19 protein-coding genes are annotated in these 20,441 nt (G+C 70.9%); 9 read left to right on the forward strand and 10 right to left on the reverse strand.

Annotated elements, in window-relative coordinates:
- From ACWCPW_RS49920 to ACWCPW_RS49930, 3 genes are all read left to right on the forward strand, one after another.
- On the forward strand, positions 1–745 hold a 745-nt coding region (locus ACWCPW_RS49920), incomplete at its 5' end, for a 3-oxoacyl-[acyl-carrier-protein] synthase III C-terminal domain-containing protein (protein ID WP_449768317.1).
- A 91-nt stretch (positions 746–836) separates the two neighbouring features.
- Positions 837–1,970 (forward strand): zinc-binding alcohol dehydrogenase family protein, encoded by a 1,134-nt coding sequence (locus ACWCPW_RS49925; protein WP_449768318.1) that lies wholly within the window; start codon positions 837–839, stop codon positions 1,968–1,970.
- Positions 1,971–2,056: 86 nt separating this feature from the next.
- Positions 2,057–3,559 carry an FAD-dependent monooxygenase gene (locus ACWCPW_RS49930; protein ID WP_449768334.1) on the forward strand — a complete coding sequence of 501 codons (1,503 nt, stop codon included), beginning with the start codon at positions 2,057–2,059 and terminating at the stop codon, positions 3,557–3,559.
- Between the two features lie 66 nt (positions 3,560–3,625).
- On the opposite strand, the gene ACWCPW_RS49935 is transcribed toward ACWCPW_RS49930, so the two are convergent.
- Positions 3,626–4,219 carry a helix-turn-helix domain-containing protein gene (locus ACWCPW_RS49935; protein ID WP_449768319.1) on the reverse strand — a complete coding sequence of 198 codons (594 nt, stop codon included), beginning with the start codon at positions 4,217–4,219 and terminating at the stop codon, positions 3,626–3,628.
- A gap of 93 nt (positions 4,220–4,312) precedes the next feature.
- Between ACWCPW_RS49935 and ACWCPW_RS49940 the strand changes: the two genes are divergently transcribed.
- The 5 genes from ACWCPW_RS49940 (at position 4,313) to ACWCPW_RS49960 (ending at position 9,566) form a co-directional block, all read left to right on the forward strand.
- Positions 4,313–4,939 carry an SAM-dependent methyltransferase gene (locus ACWCPW_RS49940; RefSeq protein WP_449768320.1) on the forward strand — a complete coding sequence of 209 codons (627 nt, stop codon included), beginning with the start codon at positions 4,313–4,315 and terminating at the stop codon, positions 4,937–4,939.
- 120 nt (positions 4,940–5,059) lie between these two features.
- Positions 5,060–5,551: a DinB family protein gene (locus tag ACWCPW_RS49945; protein WP_449768321.1), complete on the forward strand. Its 492-nt coding sequence runs from the start codon at positions 5,060–5,062 to the stop codon at positions 5,549–5,551.
- A gap of 352 nt (positions 5,552–5,903) precedes the next feature.
- Positions 5,904–8,315 (forward strand): glycoside hydrolase domain-containing protein, encoded by a 2,412-nt coding sequence (locus ACWCPW_RS49950; protein WP_449768322.1) that lies wholly within the window; start codon positions 5,904–5,906, stop codon positions 8,313–8,315.
- Positions 8,312–8,980 carry a hypothetical protein gene (locus ACWCPW_RS49955; RefSeq protein ID WP_449768323.1) on the forward strand — a complete coding sequence of 223 codons (669 nt, stop codon included), beginning with the start codon at positions 8,312–8,314 and terminating at the stop codon, positions 8,978–8,980. Before ACWCPW_RS49950 ends, ACWCPW_RS49955 begins: the two co-directional genes overlap by 4 nt.
- A gap of 94 nt (positions 8,981–9,074) precedes the next feature.
- Positions 9,075–9,566, forward strand: coding sequence for a hypothetical protein (locus ACWCPW_RS49960; RefSeq protein WP_449768324.1), 492 nt, complete (start codon positions 9,075–9,077; stop codon positions 9,564–9,566).
- Positions 9,567–9,759: 193 nt separating this feature from the next.
- Here ACWCPW_RS49960 and ACWCPW_RS49965 read toward each other — a convergent pair whose 3' ends face one another.
- Together ACWCPW_RS49965 and ACWCPW_RS49970 are read right to left on the reverse strand one after the other, a co-directional pair.
- Entirely contained in the window at positions 9,760–10,944 is a 1,185-nt protein-coding gene (locus ACWCPW_RS49965; protein WP_449768325.1) for a serine hydrolase domain-containing protein, read from the reverse strand.
- 284 nt (positions 10,945–11,228) lie between these two features.
- Complete coding sequence (locus tag ACWCPW_RS49970; protein ID WP_449768326.1) at positions 11,229–11,864, reverse strand: TetR/AcrR family transcriptional regulator; 636 nt, start codon at positions 11,862–11,864, stop codon at positions 11,229–11,231.
- Positions 11,865–11,943: 79 nt separating this feature from the next.
- Between ACWCPW_RS49970 and ACWCPW_RS49975 the strand changes: the two genes are divergently transcribed.
- Positions 11,944–13,662: an MFS transporter gene (locus ACWCPW_RS49975; protein WP_449768327.1), complete on the forward strand. Its 1,719-nt coding sequence runs from the start codon at positions 11,944–11,946 to the stop codon at positions 13,660–13,662.
- Between the two features lie 205 nt (positions 13,663–13,867).
- On the opposite strand, the gene ACWCPW_RS49980 is transcribed toward ACWCPW_RS49975, so the two are convergent.
- The 7 genes from ACWCPW_RS49980 to ACWCPW_RS50010 form a co-directional block, all read right to left on the reverse strand.
- Entirely contained in the window at positions 13,868–14,647 is a 780-nt protein-coding gene (locus ACWCPW_RS49980; protein ID WP_449768328.1) for a polysaccharide deacetylase family protein, read from the reverse strand.
- Between the two features lie 820 nt (positions 14,648–15,467).
- Entirely contained in the window at positions 15,468–15,977 is a 510-nt protein-coding gene (locus tag ACWCPW_RS49985; protein WP_449768329.1) for a GNAT family N-acetyltransferase, read from the reverse strand.
- Positions 15,978–16,352: 375 nt separating this feature from the next.
- A complete protein-coding gene (locus ACWCPW_RS49990; RefSeq protein WP_449768330.1) occupies positions 16,353–16,907 on the reverse strand; it encodes a DUF3060 domain-containing protein in 555 nt (184 codons plus the stop codon).
- Between the two features lie 186 nt (positions 16,908–17,093).
- Entirely contained in the window at positions 17,094–17,993 is a 900-nt protein-coding gene (locus ACWCPW_RS49995) for a sensor histidine kinase (RefSeq protein ID WP_449768331.1), read from the reverse strand.
- The gene (locus tag ACWCPW_RS50000; protein ID WP_449768335.1) at positions 17,990–18,715 is read right to left on the reverse strand and encodes a response regulator transcription factor; all 726 of its coding nucleotides are present in this window, start codon (positions 18,713–18,715) and stop codon (positions 17,990–17,992) included. The genes ACWCPW_RS49995 and ACWCPW_RS50000 overlap by 4 nt, the downstream gene beginning before the upstream one ends.
- Positions 18,716–18,937: 222 nt before the next feature.
- Positions 18,938–19,672, reverse strand: coding sequence for a class II aldolase/adducin family protein (locus tag ACWCPW_RS50005; RefSeq protein ID WP_449768332.1), 735 nt, complete (start codon positions 19,670–19,672; stop codon positions 18,938–18,940).
- A gap of 150 nt (positions 19,673–19,822) precedes the next feature.
- Positions 19,823–20,441 (reverse strand): amidohydrolase family protein (locus ACWCPW_RS50010; RefSeq protein ID WP_449768333.1); only part of this gene is annotated, 619 nt, incomplete at its 5' end.

A 20,441-nucleotide genomic window follows, 5' to 3' on the forward strand; every position in this document is an offset into this window, starting at 1 on the left:
GCCCGCCCCCTCCTCGATCGGCGCGCTGATCGTGGTGAGCACCTCGACGCGGCAGCGCGTACCCGGCATCGCGCAGAAGGTGGCGCAGCTCGTCGGGCTGGGGCCCTCGGTGCTGACCTTCGACATGAACGCGGCCTGCTGCGGCTTCGTCTACGGGCTGGTCACCGGGCTCTCGCTGTGCGAGGCCGAGCCGGGGCGGTCGGTGCTGCTGTGCTCGGTGGAGGCCATGTCCCGGATGGTGGACCGTACCGACCGGCAGACCGCGTGCATCTTCGGGGACGGCTCGGCGGCCGTTCTGCTGGAGGACCGCGCGGAGTTCGCGGGCTTCTGCCGGGTCGCGGGCTGCGACGGCTCCCAGACGGCGCTCATGCGCGAGACCGACGCGGGCGGCATCCATCTCGAGGGGATGGAGGTGTTCGACCGCGCCGTGCGCCGAATGTCGGAGTCGGCGCAGTACCTCTTCGACCACGGCCCCGCGCCGACCGTCGTGGTCGGCCACCAGGCGAACGGCCGCATCCTGGAACGGATTCGCAGTGTCACCACCCATCTCGGCGTGCCGTTCGTGAACCGGATCGAGAACTCCGGGAACACGTCGTCCGCCACGATCCCGCTGGCGTTCGCCGAGGAACTGGACGCCGGTTCCCTTCCCGCCGCGGGCCGACTCGGGGCCGTGGCCTACGGCGCCGGTGAGGCGTGGGGCGGCGTCTCGGTGGACTACCGGGTCCCGGCCGTCACGGCCCCCTGACCGCGCCGGCACCCCGGGAACGCGGTCGGTCGCTCGATCACAGGAGGTTGTCATCTACTCGCCAGAAGCCTGGGTCCTGCACTCCGGTGCGGTGACCGGCCGACACGACGGCAGACTCGGCGACGCGCTGCGCCGCGATCGGTTCGCCTTCGGCCCGCTGGAGGAGGGTGAGGCGCTGGTGGAGCCGATCCTCGCCTCCTGGGAGGCCAACATGGACCACGCGCTGGCCCGTTCACCGATCGACGTGTGCAGCAGCCGCGGCGAGGACGCGGTGGTCCTGGGCAATCTGGGCGTGGTGCGCGTGCTCGAGGTGAACGCGGCGGGCCGCGACGTCCGGGTCCGCGAAGGGGACCTGTGCCTGCTCATGCCGTTCGGCAGGGTCGACCGCTTCGGCTACGTCGAACTCGCCTACGCCTACGACTGCCCCGACACCATCGGCCTGTTGGCCAAGCAGACCAAGATGGACGCCCGGCTGCTGTTGCCGCTCCCGGACGGCACGCCGTACTCGCTGGCGCAATGGGCCACGTACGGGCGCTACTTCACCGCTTGGGACAACTGGCAGAAGGCGTACGGGTGTTGGCGCACCCAGATCGCCGACGACGATCCGGCGAACCACCTGGTGTTCGGGTGGGGCGGCGGCGTGGCCTTCGCCGAGCTGATGCTGGCCAAGCGGGCCGGATTCCGGGTGGCGATGACGGCGGGCTCGGACGAGCGGGTCGCCTTCCTGCGGGAGCACGGCATCACCGCGGTGGACCGCCGCCGGTTCCCCGCCCTCTCGCTGCCCACCCGGGAGGAGCGCGCGGACCGTGAGCGGCATCGGCTGCGCCGGAAGTCGGTCGAGGAATTCCTGGGCCTCGTCCAAGAGCTCAGCGACGGCCACGGGGTGGCGATCTTCGTGGACAACATCGGCGAGCCCCTGTACGACGTCACCCTGACCGCCCTGGCCCGCGAGGGCGTCGTCACCACGTGCGGTTGGAAGGCGGGAATGCGCCTGTCGCATCTGCGCGGCGCCGAGAGCATCAGCCGGCACCTGCACGTGAACACGCACGTGTGGCGGATGCCGGACTCGCAGGGCATCCGGGACTTCCAGGAGGCCGAAGGCTGGATCGCGCCGCAAGGGTCGGACGTGATCTACGACTTCGACCGGGTGCCGGAACTGGCCGACGACTACGCGAACGGCAGGATCGCGTCGTACTTCCCGATGTACCGCGTGAACCCGCTCTGACCGGCCCGAACGGTGGTACGTCGGGGCGATTCGACGATGTTGGAGACGCAGTGAAATCAGAGGGAGGCGACGTGGAGCACACCGGCATGGACGCGGACGTGGTGATCGCGGGCGCCGGGCCGACCGGCCTGATGCTCGCCTGCGAACTGGCGCTGGTGGGCGTCGACGTGCTGGTGGTCGAGCGGCTCGCGGATCGCACGGGCGAGTCGCGAGCCGGCGGCATCCACGCGCGCACCCTGGAGGTGCTGGACCAGCGCGGCATCCTGGACCGCTTCATGGCCGTCGGCGAATTGCAGTCGGTGGGCCATTTCTCCGGGATCTGGCTGGACTTCGACGAGTTCGAGTCCAGGCATTCCCGCCCGCTGATGATCCTGCAGTCCGCGATCGAGCGGTTGCTGGAGGAGCGGGCCGTCGAACTCGGCGTACGGGTGCGCCGGTCGTCGGAGGTGCGCGGGATCGACCAGGACGAGGCCGGCGTGACGGTCGAGCTGGGTACGGCCGAGGCCGGGGCCGCGACGCTGCGCGCCCGCTACCTCGTGGGCTGCGACGGCGGGCGCAGCACGGTGCGCAAACTGGCGGGCATCGACTTCCCCGGCACTCCGGCGACGATGACCGCGATGATCGGCGACGTCGAACTCCCCGATCTGACCGAGGAGTACATCTGGGCGCGGCGCACACCGCGCGGCGACTTCTCGGTGATCGCCTTCGAGCCGGGCTGGTACCGGGTGATCACCTCGAACTACGACCACGTCGCGGACCGCGACGAGCCCGCCACGTTCGAGCAGCTCCGGGAGTCGCTGATCAGGCTCGCGGGCACGGACTGGGGCATGCACAGCCCGCGCTGGGTCTCCCGATTCGGCGATGCCGCGCGGCAGGCCTCCCGGTACCGGCAGGGCCGGGTGCTGCTCGCGGGCGACGCGGCGCACATCCACTTCCCGGCCGGCGGGCAGGGGCTGAACGTGGGCGTGCAGGACGCGGTCAACCTCGGCTGGAAGCTGGCCTCGGTGGTGCACGGCCGGGCGCCGGAGAGCCTGCTGGACAGCTACCACGCCGAGCGCCACCCGGTCGCGGAACGCGTGCTGCGCAACACCCAGGCCCAGGCGGCGCTGACCCGCCCCGGGCCGCAGACGGACGCGCTGCGCGAGGTGTTCGGCTCGCTCATCGTGTTCGACGACGTGAACCGGCATCTGTGCAGCATGCTCACGGCCCTGGACATCCGGTACCCGATCGGCGGCAAGCACCCGCTGGCGGGCCGCCGGGTCCCCGACGCCGACCTCAAGACCCCCGACGGCGCCACCCGGGTGCACGAACTGCTGCACGCCGCCCGCCCCGTACTCCTCGACCTGCGCGGCGGCGCCGAGGTGGCGGCGACCGCCGGGCGCTGGGCGGACCGCGTCGACCTCGTCGAGGCACAAAGCGAGGACGACCACTGGCCGGTCCCGGGCGGCGGCGACACCCCCGCCCCCGCCGCCCTCCTCATCCGCCCCGACGGCCATGTCGCCTGGGTGGCCGCCGCGGGCGAGACCCCGGACGTCCCGGCGCTGCGAACCGCCCTCGCCACCTGGTTCGGTCCGGCCACACTCGGCTGAGAAACCGCCCGCGAGCGCGGGTCACGACGCACGACGACGTAGCCCCGACGCCGGACGGCGTCGGGGCTACGGCTGCGCCCGAGTCGTGCGATCCCCCTGTACGTGGGCGCGCACCCCCTGCATGTCGAACAGGACGAGGAGCTCCACCGCTCCGCCGTCCGCGCTTCCCAGCCAGTGCGGCAGAGAGGTGTCGAATTCGGCGGCATTATCCGCTTTGACGGTCAGATCGCGCTCTCCGACCACCAGTCGCAGCGTGCCACTGAGCACGTACAGCCACTCGAAGCCCTCGTGCGTCTGCAAGGTCGGTTCGAGCGGCTCCTGCCTTGCCGGGATGATCATCTTGAAGGCCTGCGTTCCCCCCGGCCGCCGGGACAGGGGTACGAACGTCATCCCGAACCGCCGAATCGGCTTCAGATGCATGCGCGGGTCGCCGGTGCGCGGGGCGCCCACGAGATCGTCCAGCGGGACGTCGTAGACCTGGGACAGATGCAGCAGCAGTTCCAGGGTCGCCCGGCGCTGACCGCTCTCCAGCCGGGAGAGCGTGCTTTCCGACACTCCGGTGGTCGCGGACAGATCGGCGAGGGTGATACCGCGGGCACGCCGCAGCGCCCGCAGCCGCGGACCGACCGCGTCGAGCACGTCTTCCATTGCAGAGTCCATGGGACCAGCTTGCCGAAACGGCAAGGATCCGCGCCACTTCGTGGCCCATCGGCCGAGACTGGCCGCACGGAAACCGAGCGGGAGGGAACCCCCATGGAGCGCTCCGACGCGGCCGAGTACTGGGACGAGATCTACGCGGGACGGCCCGCGTCCGTCGACCCGCGGCCGAACGACCGCCTCGTCGAGACGGTGACCCCGCTGCCCCCGGGGGACGCGCTCGACCTCGGATGCGGTGGTGGCGGCGACGCGCTGTGGCTCGCGCACCGGGGCTGGCGGGTCACCGCCGTCGACGTCTCGGCCGTGGCGACCACACGGCTCACCCGGCAGGCCCGCGTACGCGGCCTGAGCGACCGGATCACCGCCAGGCAGCACGACGCACGCCACTCCCTACCCGAAGGGCCGTTCGATCTGGTCACCGCCCACTACTTCCACACCCCGTACGCACAGGACAGGACCACCATCCTCCGCGCCGCCGCCCACCTGCTGCGTCCGGGCGGACGGCTCCTGGTCGTGGACCACGGATCGACGGCGCCGTGGTCGTGGAATCAGGACCCCGACGTGCGGTATCCGACCCCCCGGGAGGTCGCCGCGCCCATGCACCTGTCCCCGGCGCAGTGGACGGTCGAACGCGCCGACACGCCGCGCCGAATCGCGGTCGGCCCCAACAAGCACACGGCCGAGGTCGTCGACCACATCCTCCTCATCCGCCGGACCGGGTGACGCCTCCCCACGCCGCCCCCACACCGCCCGAGACCACTCGACACCGCCCCACACCGCCCCACACCGGCCGACACCGCCCGACACGGAGAGCCGAGCGCCGACCGCACAAGGAGAACCGCCGTGCCCACCACCTCCCGCCGCCGCGACACCCCGCCACCGCGCACCGCGAACAGCGAAGCCGATGTCCTGCGCGGATTCCTCGACTACCTGCGCGCCTCGATCGCCAAGAAGGTCGACGGAGCCCCGGAGCCCCGGGTCCGGACACCGGCGGTCCCCTCGGGCACGAACCTGCTCGGCCTCCTCAACCACCTGATCGCCGTCGAGAAGGCAACGTTCCTCGGCGAATCGGTCACCGACTGGCAGGCGACATTCCACGCCGCCCCTCGGGACAGCGTCACCGACCTCGTCACCCGCTACCGAACAACCGTCGACCGCGCGAACCAGGTCCTCGACGAATGCACCGACCTCGCCGCCCCACTCCCCCGACCGGGGCGCTCCGGCTCCGCCCCCAGCGTCCGCTGGGCACTCACCCACATGATCGAGGAAACCGGCCGCCACGCCGGCCACGCCGACATCCTCCGCGAACTGATCGACGACACCACAGGCCGCTGAACCTCGACATCGACGTCCTGTCCCGGGCCGGATCCCCACCGGGAGGGACGTCGGCGTCGGGAGTCCGCAGCTCCGGCGAACGGCTCGCCCGCGCAGCGGGTTCCGTGACCGCCGCGGGCCGACGACTCCCCCTCCCGAGGTGCGCGATTTTTTGTCCGGCGCATCGAATGGGACCTGCCTGACAACGGTTCGAGGCCCGAGGCTGGGCCGCGGCAGGTGCCCGACGCGGCCCGCGAACGCCGCGCCCGATCGTCGCGACACGACCCGGCCGACCGCGCCCGAACGCCGGCGCCCCACGCCCACGCTCACGCCGATCGACGGACACACCGACACCTTCTCGGGGGGATGTGAAATGTCGGACCCCAAAGTCCTCGAAGCCCAGAAGTGGGTGAACACCACCTACCGGAACGCGCCCGGATACCTACCGTGCACGGAGAACGGCAACACCGGCTGGGAGACGGTGGACTGTCTCACCCAAGCCCTTCAGCACGAACTCGGCATCTCCCCCACGGTCAAGAGTTTCGGACCGGGCACGTTCGAGGCCGTGAAGAACCGCGGCAGGATGCCGGGCAGCGAGCAGAACCGTAACATCGTCGCGATCTACAACCACGCGCTGTGGTGCAAGGGGTACTTCGCCGACGAAGGCTCCACCTGGGGCCTCGTGTCGGCGAATTCCCTCGCGCGGCTGATCGGGGACATGAGCGTCCCGACCCCGCTCGACAACGACATGTGGGCACGGGTCACCAGATCCCTGTTCCGTATGGACCAGTTCAAGCTGGTATCGAGCGGCAGCCCGGACACCAGAGCGACCCAGGCCATGCTCAACTCCCGGTACGTGGCCTTCCACCGCATCCCGGCGATGAATCTCGTGCCCTGCGACGGCGTCTACTCCCGGGACGTCCAGCAGGGCCTGATGATGGCCATCCAATTCGAGCTCGGGCTCGACAAGAGCACCATCAACGGATACTTCGGCCCGGGCACCCAGGCCGCGTTGAAGACGCACCCGATCCGCCAGGGCTCGATCGGGCCCCTCGTGCAACTCTTCCTGGCGGCCTGCTTCTTCAACTCCCCCACCTACGAGGGCACCAGCCCGCGCGAGTTTCCCCCGACGGAGATCCTGCGGACCTCGTTCGACGGCGACTCCGCCGACTGGCTGCGGGCGTTCCAGCGTTTCTCCCAACTACCGGACACCGGCATGGGCGACTTCGCGACCTGGGCGCAACTCCTCGTCTCGTCCGGCGACACCTCCCGCAACGCCCAGGGCTGCGACTGCATCACCGAGATCACCCTCGAACGGGGCAGGACCCTGTACGACAACGGCTACCGGATCGTCGGACGGTACATCGACGAGGAACTCCCGCCGGACGACCCGTACTACCTCGGAAAGGCACTCAAGCCCGGTGAACTCCAGGCCATCTTCGCCGCCGGGCTGAGGATGTATCCGCTGTTCCAATACAACGGCACCCAACTGGGGAACTTCACCTATCCCAAGGGCGTGGCCCAGGGCGAAAAGGCGCACCACAAGGCGATCGAACACGGCTTCGCCCCGGGCACCTGCATCTACTTCGCCGTCGACTACGACGCGATGGACTCCGAGATCGATGCGAACGTCATCCCCTACTTCGCCGGCGTCCGCGCCGCGCTGACCCGGTTGGGCAGCCGCTATCAGTTCGGTGTGTACGGGCCTCGCAACGTCTGCGACCGCGTATCCCGCGAAGCCGGCGCCCGGTGGTCGTTCGTCTCCGGCATGTCCTGGGGCTACTCCGGAAATCTGGGATACCCGCTGCCCATCAACTGGTCCTTCAACCAGATCCGGGAGTACGAGTTCCAGCCCGGTTGGGGCCTGGACCACAACATCTGGCGCATGCGATCGGACCCCGGGGTCGGACCCTCGAACGGGGACAACCGCTACAACGACATCGTCGCGCTCGTGGAGTTCGTGCAGGCCATCGAGAAAACCTACGACGAATTCGACGAATTCGCGTCCCCGGGCGTCCGGGTCCGCAAAACCGCCCAGGGGAGACGGGAATACACCCTCGACTTCTTTCGGCACGAAAAGTACAACCACGGCCAGTGGCTCGTCCTCATCGGCCTCGTCGACGCGGCCTTCGTGCGATACGCGGAGGACAACAAGGGCCTCGTCCTCGAAGAGCCCTTCACCTACCCCAACGACCCCACCACCCACCGCGCCCTGGACATGCAGCACACCATGGCGGCCTGCCAGGGGCACTTGCAGTACTACGAGACCGGCGACGGCGTCGACGTGGGCGACGGCAGCGGATGGCTCGGTGACCTCATCACCTTCTACGCCCAGTGGCGGAACTCCTACAGCCACCTGAACGGCTACGAGTTCTGCCGGCGGTACCTCGGCAACCCGCTCAGCCACAGCGCCTACGGCGAGGACGACTGGAAGGCGGACGCGGACGCGTTCAACCTCGCCACGCTGCTGACGAACGACCCCGAACTCCCGGTCTCCGCCGCGCTGCGCCGGTATTACCTGACGCCCGCGCCGCTCGCCCGGCGCCGGTTCACGCTCTTCCGGGAAAACCGCTTCGCCGGCTCCCCCGCCACCGTCGAGCAGCGCGCGGAAGCCGCTCTCACCGAGATCTCGTGGAACCTCATGACAGCGGGCCTGGTCATCCTGCTTCGGGACCTCCCCACCGAGCAACTGCCCTGGAACCTCGACCCCGAACTGCTCCGGGGCTTCATCGCCTCCTTCGGCGACAAACTCTCCACGGCCGCGAACGAGGAGCCCACGTCGTGATCACCCGCAGAAGCCTCCTCACCGCGGCCGGCGCCGCCGCCCTGGTGGGCACACCCGCCATCGCCGCAAGGGCCGAAGCCGCCGCGCGCCCGGCCGCCCCGCGGATCGGCAGGTCCGACAACGGTTGGGACATCGACCCGTCGAGAATCGCCACCCATCACATCCCCGGCACGGGCACGTCGGTGGACCTCCACGAGGACGCCGCCGCGATCCTGCTGCACGTAGCCCGCCGCTGGCACTACGAGATCGCGCCCCTCGACACCGGACAGGGCGGCGGCATCACCGGCCACGTCCCGAACCCGCGCAACCCCACCGCCGGCTACGCGTCGAACTACCTGTCCGGCACCGCCCTGTGCCTGCACCCCACCGCCTATCCCGCCGGCGGATCCGAGACGTTGTGGCCGTACCAACGGGCGATCGTGCGGGACATCCTCGCCGATTGTGAGGGAACGGTGCTCTGGGGCGCCGACCTTCGCCCGGTCAAGGTCTCCCACTTCCACCTCGCCGCACCACCCGGCAGCACCGCGGCGGCCCGCCTCACCAGGCGCCTGGACACCGCTCACCACCTCCCCGACCGCGCACGGACGGCCGGCCGGGTGACCGACCCCGCGCAACCGGAACGCCGCGCCAAGGCCCTCGGCCTGGAACGCGTCCAGAGCCCGTGACGCCCCCGGACCCGCCGGTCCTCACCAGACCTCACCAGACCTGACCAAACCTCACCCGGCCCCACCGGGCCTCGAACAGGGAAGCAGCACCCACATGACGAAACGCCACATCATCGCGTCCGCCCTCGCCGCGCTCGGCCTGGTCGTGGGCGCCACCGCCGGATCCGCGCAGGCCGGCACCAGCAATGTGAAGAACTGCCGCCCGGGCCATCTCTGCGTCTACGACAGCCGGTCCGAGGACGGTCCGAACCGCCCCGTCTTCTTCACCGAGGGCAACCTCAACGACGCGAGGATCCTGGCCACCGGGGTCTTCAACAACGGAACGCCGAGCAGCGGCGCGGACCACATCTGGTTCTCCGGACGTTACGCGTTCGGCTCGATTCGCGGCTGCCTGCACTTCCACACCGGCGGCGGCTCCCCCGACAGCGGTACGTTCGCCGATCTGACCCGCATCCCCGACAGTTGGCGGGGCGTATACGTCACCGGAGCGTGGTGGGGCGGCGAATGCACCTCCGACCGCCCCGTCCTCCAGTACAACCCGATCGACGGCGCGGGCACCAACGAGTGGTACACCGTCCAACGGTAGCCCGCCGCCAAACCCCAAGCCCGGGCCCCGGGCGCGGGCCCGGGGCACACGCTCTCGCGATGACTCGCCGGCACGAGATGATCCGCTCCTTCCTGCGCGACCGCGGCTGAGGGAGTGGGCGTGGTGATCACCGGTTCGTCGACCCGGTGGACGTCGGCGAGTTCGTGGGGTGGGTCACCGCGCGTTCACGAGGTCACCGCCTCGTGGACGCGGGCGGGGCGGTGCCGCAGAACTCCCCGAGGAGCACATACGCCGCCGCGTCGGTCTCGCCCGCCCAGTCGGTGTCGAAGTTGGCGACCAGGGTGTGTCCTCCGTCCCGCGTGGTGTAGGCCATGCTCTGCGAACCCGGCATGAAGCCGGTGTGCCCCCAGACCTCCGTGCCGCAGGGCAGCGTGGCGCGGAAGATCCCCAGGCCGTCGTCCTGACCGTCGCCGAAGTCGGGGGACGGCACCGTGGTCGTCATCTCCGCGAGCTGCGCCTCGGGAAGCAGCCGGCCGCGCATCAGGGCGGTGAGGAAGCGGTCCAGGTCGGCCGTACCGGAAATGATCTCTCCGGCGGCCCAGCCCCACGACGGGTCGAACTCGGTGATGTCCTCGACCTTGTGCCGCGGGTCGTCCGGGAACTTGGTGTACATGCGCCCGCTCGGCCGCGGAATGCGCGGGTACGTGCCGGGCAGCAGCGTTTCGTGCAGCCCGAGCGGCTTGAAGATCCGCCGCTTCGCCTCCGCGGCGTAGGTGCGGCCCGTCACCTTCTCGATGATCATCGCGGCGAGCACGTACTCGGTGGTGGTGTAGCCCCAGTCGGTGCCGGGTGGGAACTTCGGTTCGTGCTTCAGCGCGAGTGCGACCAGTTGTTCGGGCTTCCAGGTGTCGTAGCGATGGGCCAGGAAAATCTTGCCCATCAGGTGCAGTTCGGGGTCCTCGGTGTAGTCCCGGAGACCGCTGGTGTGGTTGAGGAGCTGCCGCACGGTGATCGCGCGGCCGTCGTTCCCACGGCCTCGGACCACACCCGGCAGCCACTTCTCCACGCTGTCCGCGATGCTCAACCGCCCCTCGGCCTCCAACTGGAGCAGGACCGTGGCGATGAAGACCTTGGAAATGCTGCCGGCCCGGAAGCGGTCGACCGGCAACGCCGGGCGCCGCGTGGTGAGGTCGGCGACCCCGGCGGCACCGCGCCAGGTGCCGTGCGCGTCGCGGGCTCGGACGACGACACCCGGGACGCCGGCCGCGACGGCCGCGTCCACGGCGGCCCGGGTCTGTTCGTGCCCACGACCCGCCGCGGCGGGTCCGTCCGTCGACGACGGGGCGGCGGGCCCGGCCGCGCCGAGCATGGCGGCCGCCACCACCACGGCGGCCAGTGCGGTTCGTGGCGTACGCATCGTCACAGGGCTCTCCCTCTCGCCGGAGATACCCCATGTTGCCCCATCGCGTCACCCTCGGTGAACGGATCGGCACTCATAGGTCGTAGCGCGACACCACTCATGGGCCGTAGCACGACATCGTCGAACGCACGACAGCGATGAGATCGACGATCGCGGCGACGACCCGACGAACCGACGAACAGCGTCGGCCGCGTCCGCCCCCGTGCCGCGCAGTTCACGAACCGCCCGGCGGGGCCTCCCGGTTGCGGTGGCGAGGGAGGCAACCGGTCGAGTGTGCGGGTTCAGGTGCGCGAGTGGGGGTGTCGGGCTCGCCAGGCGTCGGTGGCCACTCCGGCCATGACGATCATCACGATGTCTTCGGCGAGGGTGTCGGTGATCGGGAGGTGGCCGAAGAGGGCGCGGTAGTAGGTGGTGGAGGCCAAGAGGTCGAGCAGGAGGTCGAGATCGGCGTCGGGCCGGATGTCGCCGCGCTCGATGCCTCGACGCAGGGCGGTGGCGGTGGCGGCGCGCCGGGGGTCGAAGAGGCGGGTGAAGAAGGTTTCGGCCGGCGCCGGGTCGGCGGCGATGTCGGCCACCAGGGCGGGCCATACGCGGCGGGTGCCGGGGCCGGCGAAGGCGGTGGTGAGTGTGGCGATGCCGGCGATCAGGTCGCAGTGGGTGCAGCCGGTGTCGGGCGTGGGAGCGTCGCCCATCGCGGCCACGAGCGCGTCGACGACGAGGTGGCGGCGGGAGGGCCAGCGGCGGCGGATGGCCGGCTTGGTGGTGCCGGCGCGTACGGCGACCGCCTCCAGGGTGAACTCGGCGTAGCCGCCTTCCTCCAGGAGTCGCATGGTGGTCGCGAGGACCGCCTCGTCGATGCGGTGGTCGCGGGGGCGGCCCCGACCGGTCGGGATCAGTCGCGTATCGGAGCTGGCCATGGCCACGAGTATAGATCGGGTCTAATATCGTTCTGTTCCGGAACGGAACGTAAAGCGATTGACGACCCGGGAGCCGACCTTGTCAGCCGAGCGACAGCGCGAAGAAGTGGAACCGACACCCGACGGGAGGACACTCGGCGGACCGCTCCGCACGCAGGCGCCGGCGGCGGGCGCGGCCTCCCCACCGGGACCCGGCACCGCCTCGCGGTCGACCGGCGACGCGGGCGGTACCGACGACACGGCCGTCGACACCGTCCCGGCCGCCCGCGCCGACTCCACCCGCTCCGCCCGCTCCACCCACTCCACCGACTCCGCCACCCGGGCCACCCCCACCGATCGCGCGGGAGTGTGGGACCACGGGCATCGGGCGCTGTCGTTGGGGTTGTTGATCTCGGTGGGGCTCGTCGCCTTCGAGGCCATGGGTGTCGTCGCGATCATGCCGCGCATCGCACGGCGGCTCGGCGGCCTGGAGTCCTACGGCTGGGGCCTGTCCGCGCTGATGCTCGCGAGCATCCTGGGCGCGGTCGCGGCCGGTACGGCCGGGGATCGGGTCGGGCCGCGTCGGCCGCTCGCGGTTGCCCTCGGGCTGTTGGCGGCCGGATGTGTGGTCGCCGGCGTGGCGCCCACGTGGTGGGTGTTCGTGGTCGGCAGGTTCGTCCAGGGGCTGGGCGTCGGCGCGATCATGGGGCTGGCGTACCTGGTGATCGGCCGGGCGTACCCCGAACATCTGCAAGCGCGGATGGTCGCGCTGACCTCCTCGGCGTGGACACTGCCCGCGCTCATCGGTCCGGTGGTGGCGGGCACTCTCGCCGACCGGTTCTCGTGGCGTTCCCTGTTCCTGTTGTTGCCCGTTCCGATCGTGCTCGCGGCCGTGCTGACGTTGCCGGCGCTGCGGGCGCTCGGCGGCTCGGCCGGTTCGACGGGTCCGGGGGCGAACGGGGATGCTCCGAGGCCGGCGGTCGACGAGGCGGGTACGGGGAGCGCGAACGCGACCGGCGGCGACGCGGTGAGCGGGAAGGGGTGGCGGCGGCTGCCGGATCTTGGGGTGAGTCTCGTACTCGCCTTGGGGACGGGGCTGATGATCGTGTCGTTCGAGTTCGCCTCGCCGGTACCGGTGGTGCTCCTCGCGGTGGTCGGCGCGGTCGTCGCCGTGGTCTCCTATCGCGCGCTCACTCCCGCCGGGACCACGCGCGCTCGACGCGGGCTGCCGGCCGGGGTCGCGATGCGGTGGTTGCTCGCGGGCGCCTACTTCGGGGCGGATACCTTCCTTCCCCTGGGGCTGACCGAGTTGCGTGGGCTGAGTACCGTCGAGGCGGGACTGGGGCTCTCGGCGGGCGCGTTGACGTGGGTGGCGGGCTCCGCGCTCCAGGCGCGATGGGACGACCGGCACGGCGCTCGGCATCGCCCGACGCACAGCGCGGTCGGCAGCGTGGTGTTGTTCGTCGGCATCGCGATCCTGGCCGGCGCCGTACTGATCGACGCCGTACCGCCGTTGGTGGCCGTGCTGGGCTGGGCGATCGGCGGATTCGGGATGGGCGTCGCGTACAACGCCGCCTCCGCCGCGGTACTCGCCCAGGCCCCGGCCGGGCAACAGGGCCGTACCGGCGCGGCACTCCAGTTGTCCCAGACGTTCGCCATCGCCGTACTCAGCGGCCTCGGCGGCGGCGCGGTCGCCCTGACGCACCATCACGGCGCGGGCATGGGAACCGCGCTCGGCGTCACGTTCGGGCTGACGGCGCTGCTTGCCTTGACGGCCGTGGCGGTGTCGGGCCGGATCAAGGCACCGGCCGAAGGCTGAGAGCCCGGCGGGTGGCCGCGTCGGCGCTCGCCGGGCATCGGACGTACACGTCGCCGAGCATGGCGGGCAGCCACGCACATGCTCGGCGACGAGTGACGAGTCACGAGGGACGAACGCGGTGGCCGGGCCGTCGGCCGTGCGACTGTCTCGGGCTACCCGCCACCGGACCCGACGCGCGTCACGACGGCCCGCCGGGCCCGTGCACTCAGCGGGACGGGAGGTCGAAGTTCCAGCCCTTGGCCTTGTATTCGGTGATGAGCCGATCGACCGCGTCCACGGTCTGTTGGCGGTTGCCGCCCGCGTCGTGCAGGGTGACCACGCCGGTCGGGGTGATGCCGTCGCGAAGACGTTGCAGGAGGACGTCCACGCCGGGCAGTTCCCAGTCGCCGGGCATCAGCGTCCAACTCAGCGGACGCAGACCGAGATTCGCGGCAACGGCAGGCGACTGGCCCCAATTGCCGTACGGGGCACGGAAGTACGGGATCTCGACACCCGGTACCGCGGCGCGGATCCGGGCGTCGGTCTGCTTGATGTCCGCTTCGATCTCCGCCGGGGACACGGTGGTCAGGTCGCGGTGGCGGTAGGTGTGGTTGCACAGCGTGTGGCCGTCGGCGACGATCGCGCGGACCGTCGCCTCCTGCCATTCGACCTGCTCGCCGACGACGCAGAACACCGCCTTGACCTGGTGCTTCTTGAGGACCTGGAGCAGTTGTGGGGTGTACTGCGGACTGGGTCCGTCGTCGAAGGTGAGCGCGACCTGGTTGCCGGGGTTGGCGGTCGTGGTGATCAGGGCCGGGCTCACCGGGCCGCCGGCGGGGGCGGCCGTCGCGGCCGTTAAGCCGGTGGTCGGCGTGGGCGATGCGGTGGCGGCGGGAGCACCGACCCAGGCTGTCGCGGCGCAGGCGAGTACGGCGACCAGGGTTGCCATCCGGCGGCGGCGCGGCTGGGGGTGGGAGCGGGAGTGGGTGTTGCGGGTGGGTGACATCGGGGTGGTTCCCTTTCCGTGGAGCGTTGGTCGTGGTGCTGATCGGCGACCGGGGTCGAGGCGCGACGGACTCCTCGGCGGGCCCCGCCCGTACGCCGGCGCGGCCTTCGCATGCGGGGCGCGCGGGCGTGCCGCGACGACGGCGGGAGCCGGGGTCGGCTCGGCCGTCGGCGTTTGGTTGATTCCGGGTGGGAATCGGATATCGGCCGTACATCTTTTGGACTACCGGCCGACACCGATCACCCGAGACAGGCCGAATCTTTTATCGCCGGCATGTCGTCCCACCTCGACCCCGATTACGCGCGGCGCATCGGGTTCGACCGGCGGATCCGAGTCCGAGAATGAACCGTTCGTAAACGGAACCCTTCCGGAATGCGCACACAGCAGAGCCTTTCGGTTCTTTCGCCACCGGTCTAGACCTATCGTAGCTGTATGTGTCACGGCTCTGACTGTGTGGAATTGCACCTGTTCATGGGCTTGACCCTATGAGTCAATCTCGATCATAATCGAGCATGATCGCAACTTCTCGACCAATGAAGTGCGATGAAGAAACGTTTCGGCAGCTCCATGCCGCACCCTTCCACCGCGCCGGACAACGCGAGCCACGGGCGGCCGATGTGCAGCTTTCATGGAAATCAAGCCAAGCCTTGAATATCCGGCCAAGGCATCGATCAGTTCACCGGATATCGGTGCACCCCGGAAATCGGCCCGAGAAAAAGCCCCGCCTCCCCGACCACGGAGTGGCGGAGAGGCGGGGCTCGGGATTGCGGATTTCCCGGCGCGGCGCGTGCCGGCGGCGCGGGCCCCGCTCAGCCGTGGATCAGATGCCGAAGGGCGCCGCGTAGTGCACGGTGCCGGACGGCAGCGGGTGATCCGCGTCGAAGGCGAGGGCCATCAGGGCATCGTCCGGAACCTCGATGGTGAGGCCGATGCCGTGCGTGGAGGCCCGCGTGAAGCCGAACCTGGGGTAGTAGGTCGGGTGGCCCAGGACGACGACGTGGTGCTCGCCCATGTCCTCGGCCGCCCGTAGCACGCCGCGGACGGCGGCGGACCCGGCGCCGGTCTTCTGGTACTCGGGCAGGACCGCGACGGGGGCCAGGCACAGGGCCGGCACGTCGTCGATGTGACAACGCGTCAGCAGTGCGTAGCCGACGGGCCGGTCGTTCCCGTCGATCGTGACGATCGACAGCCCCGGGATCCAGGACGGGTCACCGCGCAACGCGTCGACGAGGTCGGCTTCGGCGGAAGTCTCGAACGCGGCGGCGTTGACGGTGTGGACGGTCGGGATATCGGCGTCGGTCTCGACGCGCGTGATCCAGGTGTTGCTCATGATGGATGGCGATCCGTTTCATGGTGGGTTCGTGTCGGGAGCCGCCCTGCGAGCTCACGCTCCGGCAAGGGCGCGATCGGGATGAGGTCAGGCCACGGCCCGGGACGTGAGGATGATCCGGGCACTGCACACGGCAGTGGCCTCGCGCGCGGTCATCAACCCACCTCCTCGTTTCCTCGATCCTGGCCGAACACGAACGGCAACCAGTGTAGCGAACCCCGCCGCGAACCCCGAGGGGAGGTTGCTTCGCCCGATCGCCGCGTGGGACAGCGGTGTTCGTCGCCCGCCGCCGCGGCACGGGTCGTGCTCGAGCGCGGCGGCGCCGGGCGCGGCCGCGTTGTGTGCGTCGCGGTCGCGCCCGGCGGGGAGGTGGGGTCACCTCGTCATGATCTTGTTGCTGGTGCCGTTGTCGATGATGTCGGGCTTGCTGCCGTCGGACTTGACGCCGTAGAACAGCAGGCTGTTCGAGCCGCTCACGGTGATCTTGTCGGCCCAGGCCACGTCGATGGTGTGGTCCCCGCCCGCGACCGTCAGGTCGTGGCAGAAGCCGGTCAGGGTGACCGTGATCTCGGTCCCGTCGATCCGGACGTCCTTGCCGGTGCAGTCCGTGGTCGGCTGGTTTCCGGTACCGGAGATGACGACCGGGGCGCTGCTGCCACGCCCGGGCGTGCTCGGGGCCGAAGTGCTCCGGCCGGTCTTCGGCGCGCCGGAGGACGGCGCACCGGTGGCCCTGGTCGACGGCTGCCCGCTCGCCGGCGCCGGCGCCGAAGCCCCGCCCCCGCTCGTCGCCGGGCCCGAGGCGGTCGGGGCGCCACCGGCCGCAGGGGTCGCGGAGTCGCTCTTCTTCTCGGCCCCCACCTCGCAGGCGGTGGTACCCGCGGCGACGGCGGCGGTCAGCAGGATCGCGGGCAATACGGTACGGATACGCATGTCGAGTTCTCCCCCAGTTCGAGCGGCCGGTTCGGCTGCACCGGTTCGGCCTGTGCACTCCACGCTAGGGACCGCGTGTCGCACCGGTGTGGCAGCGACCTACCAGGTCTGCGACACCCTCGACACAGGTCGCACGACGACCTCGGCGCGGGTCGCCCGACCTCCTCGACCCGCATCGCGACACCGTCAGGACGTGGGCAGCCGCAGCCGGACGACGGTGCCCGACTCCGGCATGCTGCGCAGCTCCGTACGACCGCCGTGGCGCACGACGACGGCCTGCACCAGGGCCAGCCCCAGGCCGCTGCCCGGCGTCCCGCGCGCATCGCTTCCCCGGACCAACTCCTCCCACACCGACGGGAGTTCGTCGGCCCGGATGCCGCGTCCGGTGTCCGCGACCTCGACCACCACATAGCCGTCCTCCGCGAACGCGCGCAGTTCGATCGCGCAGCCCGGGTCGCTGTACTTGACCGCGTTTCCCACCAGGTTCTCCAGGGCCAGCTCCAGCAGATCCGGGTCGCCGGCCAGGGTGGGCAGCGGCCAGGGCACCCGGGGTACCGAGACGGTGATCCGGCGGTCGGCGCCGCCCGGGAGGTCGCGGCCCGTCTCGCCCGCCGCGTCCAGGAGCACGGCGACATCCACGGCCACCCGTTCCAGCGGCCGCGACTCGATGTCGGCGAGCTTGCGCAGGTCGCCGGTGATCCGGGCGAGCCGGGCGACCTGCTCCCCCACACTGGCGAGCGTGCCGTCCGGGCCCTGGTCCACGCCGGTGGCCGCGAGGTTGGCCAGGCCCAGGCGCATCGCGGTCAGCGGGTTCTTCAGCTCGTGGTCCAACCGGCGCAGAAACCTGTGGTGTTCGGCCGCCGCCTCGGCGCGCGCGCTCCGCCGGGCCCGGTCGATCCGCCTGCGTACGTCGATCACGGCCGCGACCGCGCCGGCCGCGATCAGGCCGAGTACCAGCACGCCGAGCACCGGCGCGAAGCGCACGTACACCCGCCAGTCGGCGCCGAACACGACCGCGGCCACCAGCGCGGCGGCGAAGGCCGCAACCGCCGCGCCGATCAGGCCGATCCGCCGCCGGCGGCTCATTCGGCCGCCTCGACGCGGGGCACGAACCGGTAGCCCTCGCCGGTGACCGTCTCGATCCAGCGCGGCGCGCCGGAGTCGTCGCCCAGCGCCCGGCGCAGCTCCGCGACGCGGTTGTCCACCGCCCGGGTCGTACTCGCCGACTCCCAGCCCCACAACACCTCCATCAACCGTTCCCTGGAGAGCAGTTCGTCGGGGTGGGTGACCAGGTAGTCGAGCAGCGCGCCGGCCTTGGGGGTGAGCGTCAACTCGCGGTCGCCCAACCAGGCGCGGCGCGCGGCACGGTCCACCCGCAGCGTTTTGGCGCGCACCACCCGCGCCCCGGCCAGCGGTGGCAGGCCGCGACCCGAGCGACGCAGCAACGCCCGCATCCGGGCCACGAGTTCGTACGGATCGAAGGGCTTGTTGAGGTAGTCGTCGGCGCCTTCCTCCAGGGCCATCGCGCGCTCGGTCGACTCGCCGACCTGGGTGAGCAGGATGACCGGGATCCACGCCCCGGAACGCCGGATCCGGCGCAGCACCTCGCGCCCGTCCAGCGCCGGCATGAGCACGTCCAGCACGATCAGATCGGGCGCCGGTTCGGCGGTCCCGGCGGCGAGCGCCGCCGCGCCGTCGTGCACGATCCGTACGTCGAATCCGGAGCGCTCCAGCAGCGGCCCCAGTTGCGCGGTGATGGCGACGTCGTCGTCCGCCAGCAGTACCGCGGGCCGCCCGGCCTCGTCCATGGACACCCGCCCCACCCCCCGTAGTCCGGGACGAGGATAGGGGAGGCCGGGGTGTCCCCGGGTGGGAATGTCCCGGGACAGGGGTCGTCCGGGGTCGGTCGACAAAGCCGCACGAGAAGGTCGCGACCCCACCTCGGCGTCCCGGAACGCCCGTACACCCCCACCGATCGGTCGGGACGGCCGATGTCGGCGATGCCCGCTTCGATCGGCGTTCCTTCCGCCCTACGCCAAGAGGTCGGGCACGGCCCGCAGTTCCTCGCGCACGGCCGACTCCCAATAGCCGACGAAGCCGTCGCCGTCGCTGCGGAGAGTGCGTTCGAGCCAGTGCGCGGGCAGTGCGGTGGTGCGACGTCCGTCGGCGGCGCGGACCATCCAGGCGTTGCGACAGCGGATCTCGAGGGCGACCGCGCGCTGATGCACGGCGCGTGTGCTGACGCCGACGACGAACACCCCGTGGCCGGCGAGCAGCGCGAGGTCGGCGTCGCCCATCGCCGCGACCGCCTTGCGTGCGGCCTCGGAGTTGTTCACCGCGCCGTCGTACTCGTCGACGAGCGTAAACTCCCCGCCGCCGAGGGTGGAACTCTGGTCGTAGGCGGGCGGCACCTCGCCCATGTCGGCCCACACCGTGCCGAACCGCGGGTGGTTGTGCATCGCGACCCGGACGTTCGGGCGGGCCCTGTGCAGTTCGAGGTGCAGGGGGATGCCGAGCGGCACCGGCCAGTCACCCTCGACGACGTTGCCGTCCAGGTCGATGCGGATGATGTCCCGCGGGCGGATCTCGTTCCACGTCAGCAACCAGGGGTTGCACAGCAGCGTGCCGTCCCCGAGGTTGTAGGTGATGTGGCCGGCGAGGTGGTCGTCGTAGCCCTCACGCCACAACGTGCGCGCCAGCAGCACGATCTCCTGCGCGGGGCTCAGGTCGGGGGCAAGCTTGTCCGGCGTCGGGGTGAATGTCATCGAAGGCCTTTCGCGGAAGGGAAAGCGACAGAGCGGGAGCCGCGCGAGGGAACCGACGGGACGTGAGACGCTCGGGGGAACCGACGGAGCGGGAGACGCGCGCGGGAACCGACGGAGCGGGAGACGCGCGACCGGCGACGACGCCGTCGTTCAGGCGTCCAGCGGCAGGACCACGTCGGGCAGCGGATGCCGGTACAGCTTCGCGGCGTTCTCGCTGCACATCATCCGCAGCTCGTGCGCGGGGATGTCGCCCCAGTGGCGCGCGACGACGTCCTGGGTGTGCGGCCAGGTGCCGTCGCCGTGCGGGTAGTCGGTTTCGAGCATGATGTGGTCGACGCCGATGACGTGCCGCAGCGCGATGGTGGAGGGGTCGTCGAGGGTGCAGAACCAGAAGTTGCGACGCAGCACGTCGGCGGGGCGCTCGTCCCAGCCCAGGCCGTAGCCGGAACGGTCGATGATGTTGTCGAGCCGGTCGATGAGCATGGGCACCCAGCCGATGCCGCCCTCGCTCATGGCGATCTTCAGGTTCGGGTGCCGGAGCGGGTAGCCGGACCACAACCATTCGCTGCACGCGCCCAGCGACAGTTGGCCGAACATCGTCGCACCGAGCTGTAGCGCGGGGCCGCCGGGTGGCGTGGGGTGCATGCCGGAGCTGCCGACGTGCAGCGAGACGACGGTGTCGGTCTCGTCGCACGCGCGGATGATGGGGTCCCAGTGGTCGCGGTTCCACAACGACGGCAGGCCGATCGCGTGCGGGCGCTCGGGGAAG

This window comes from Embleya sp. NPDC001921, assembly GCF_053594475.1.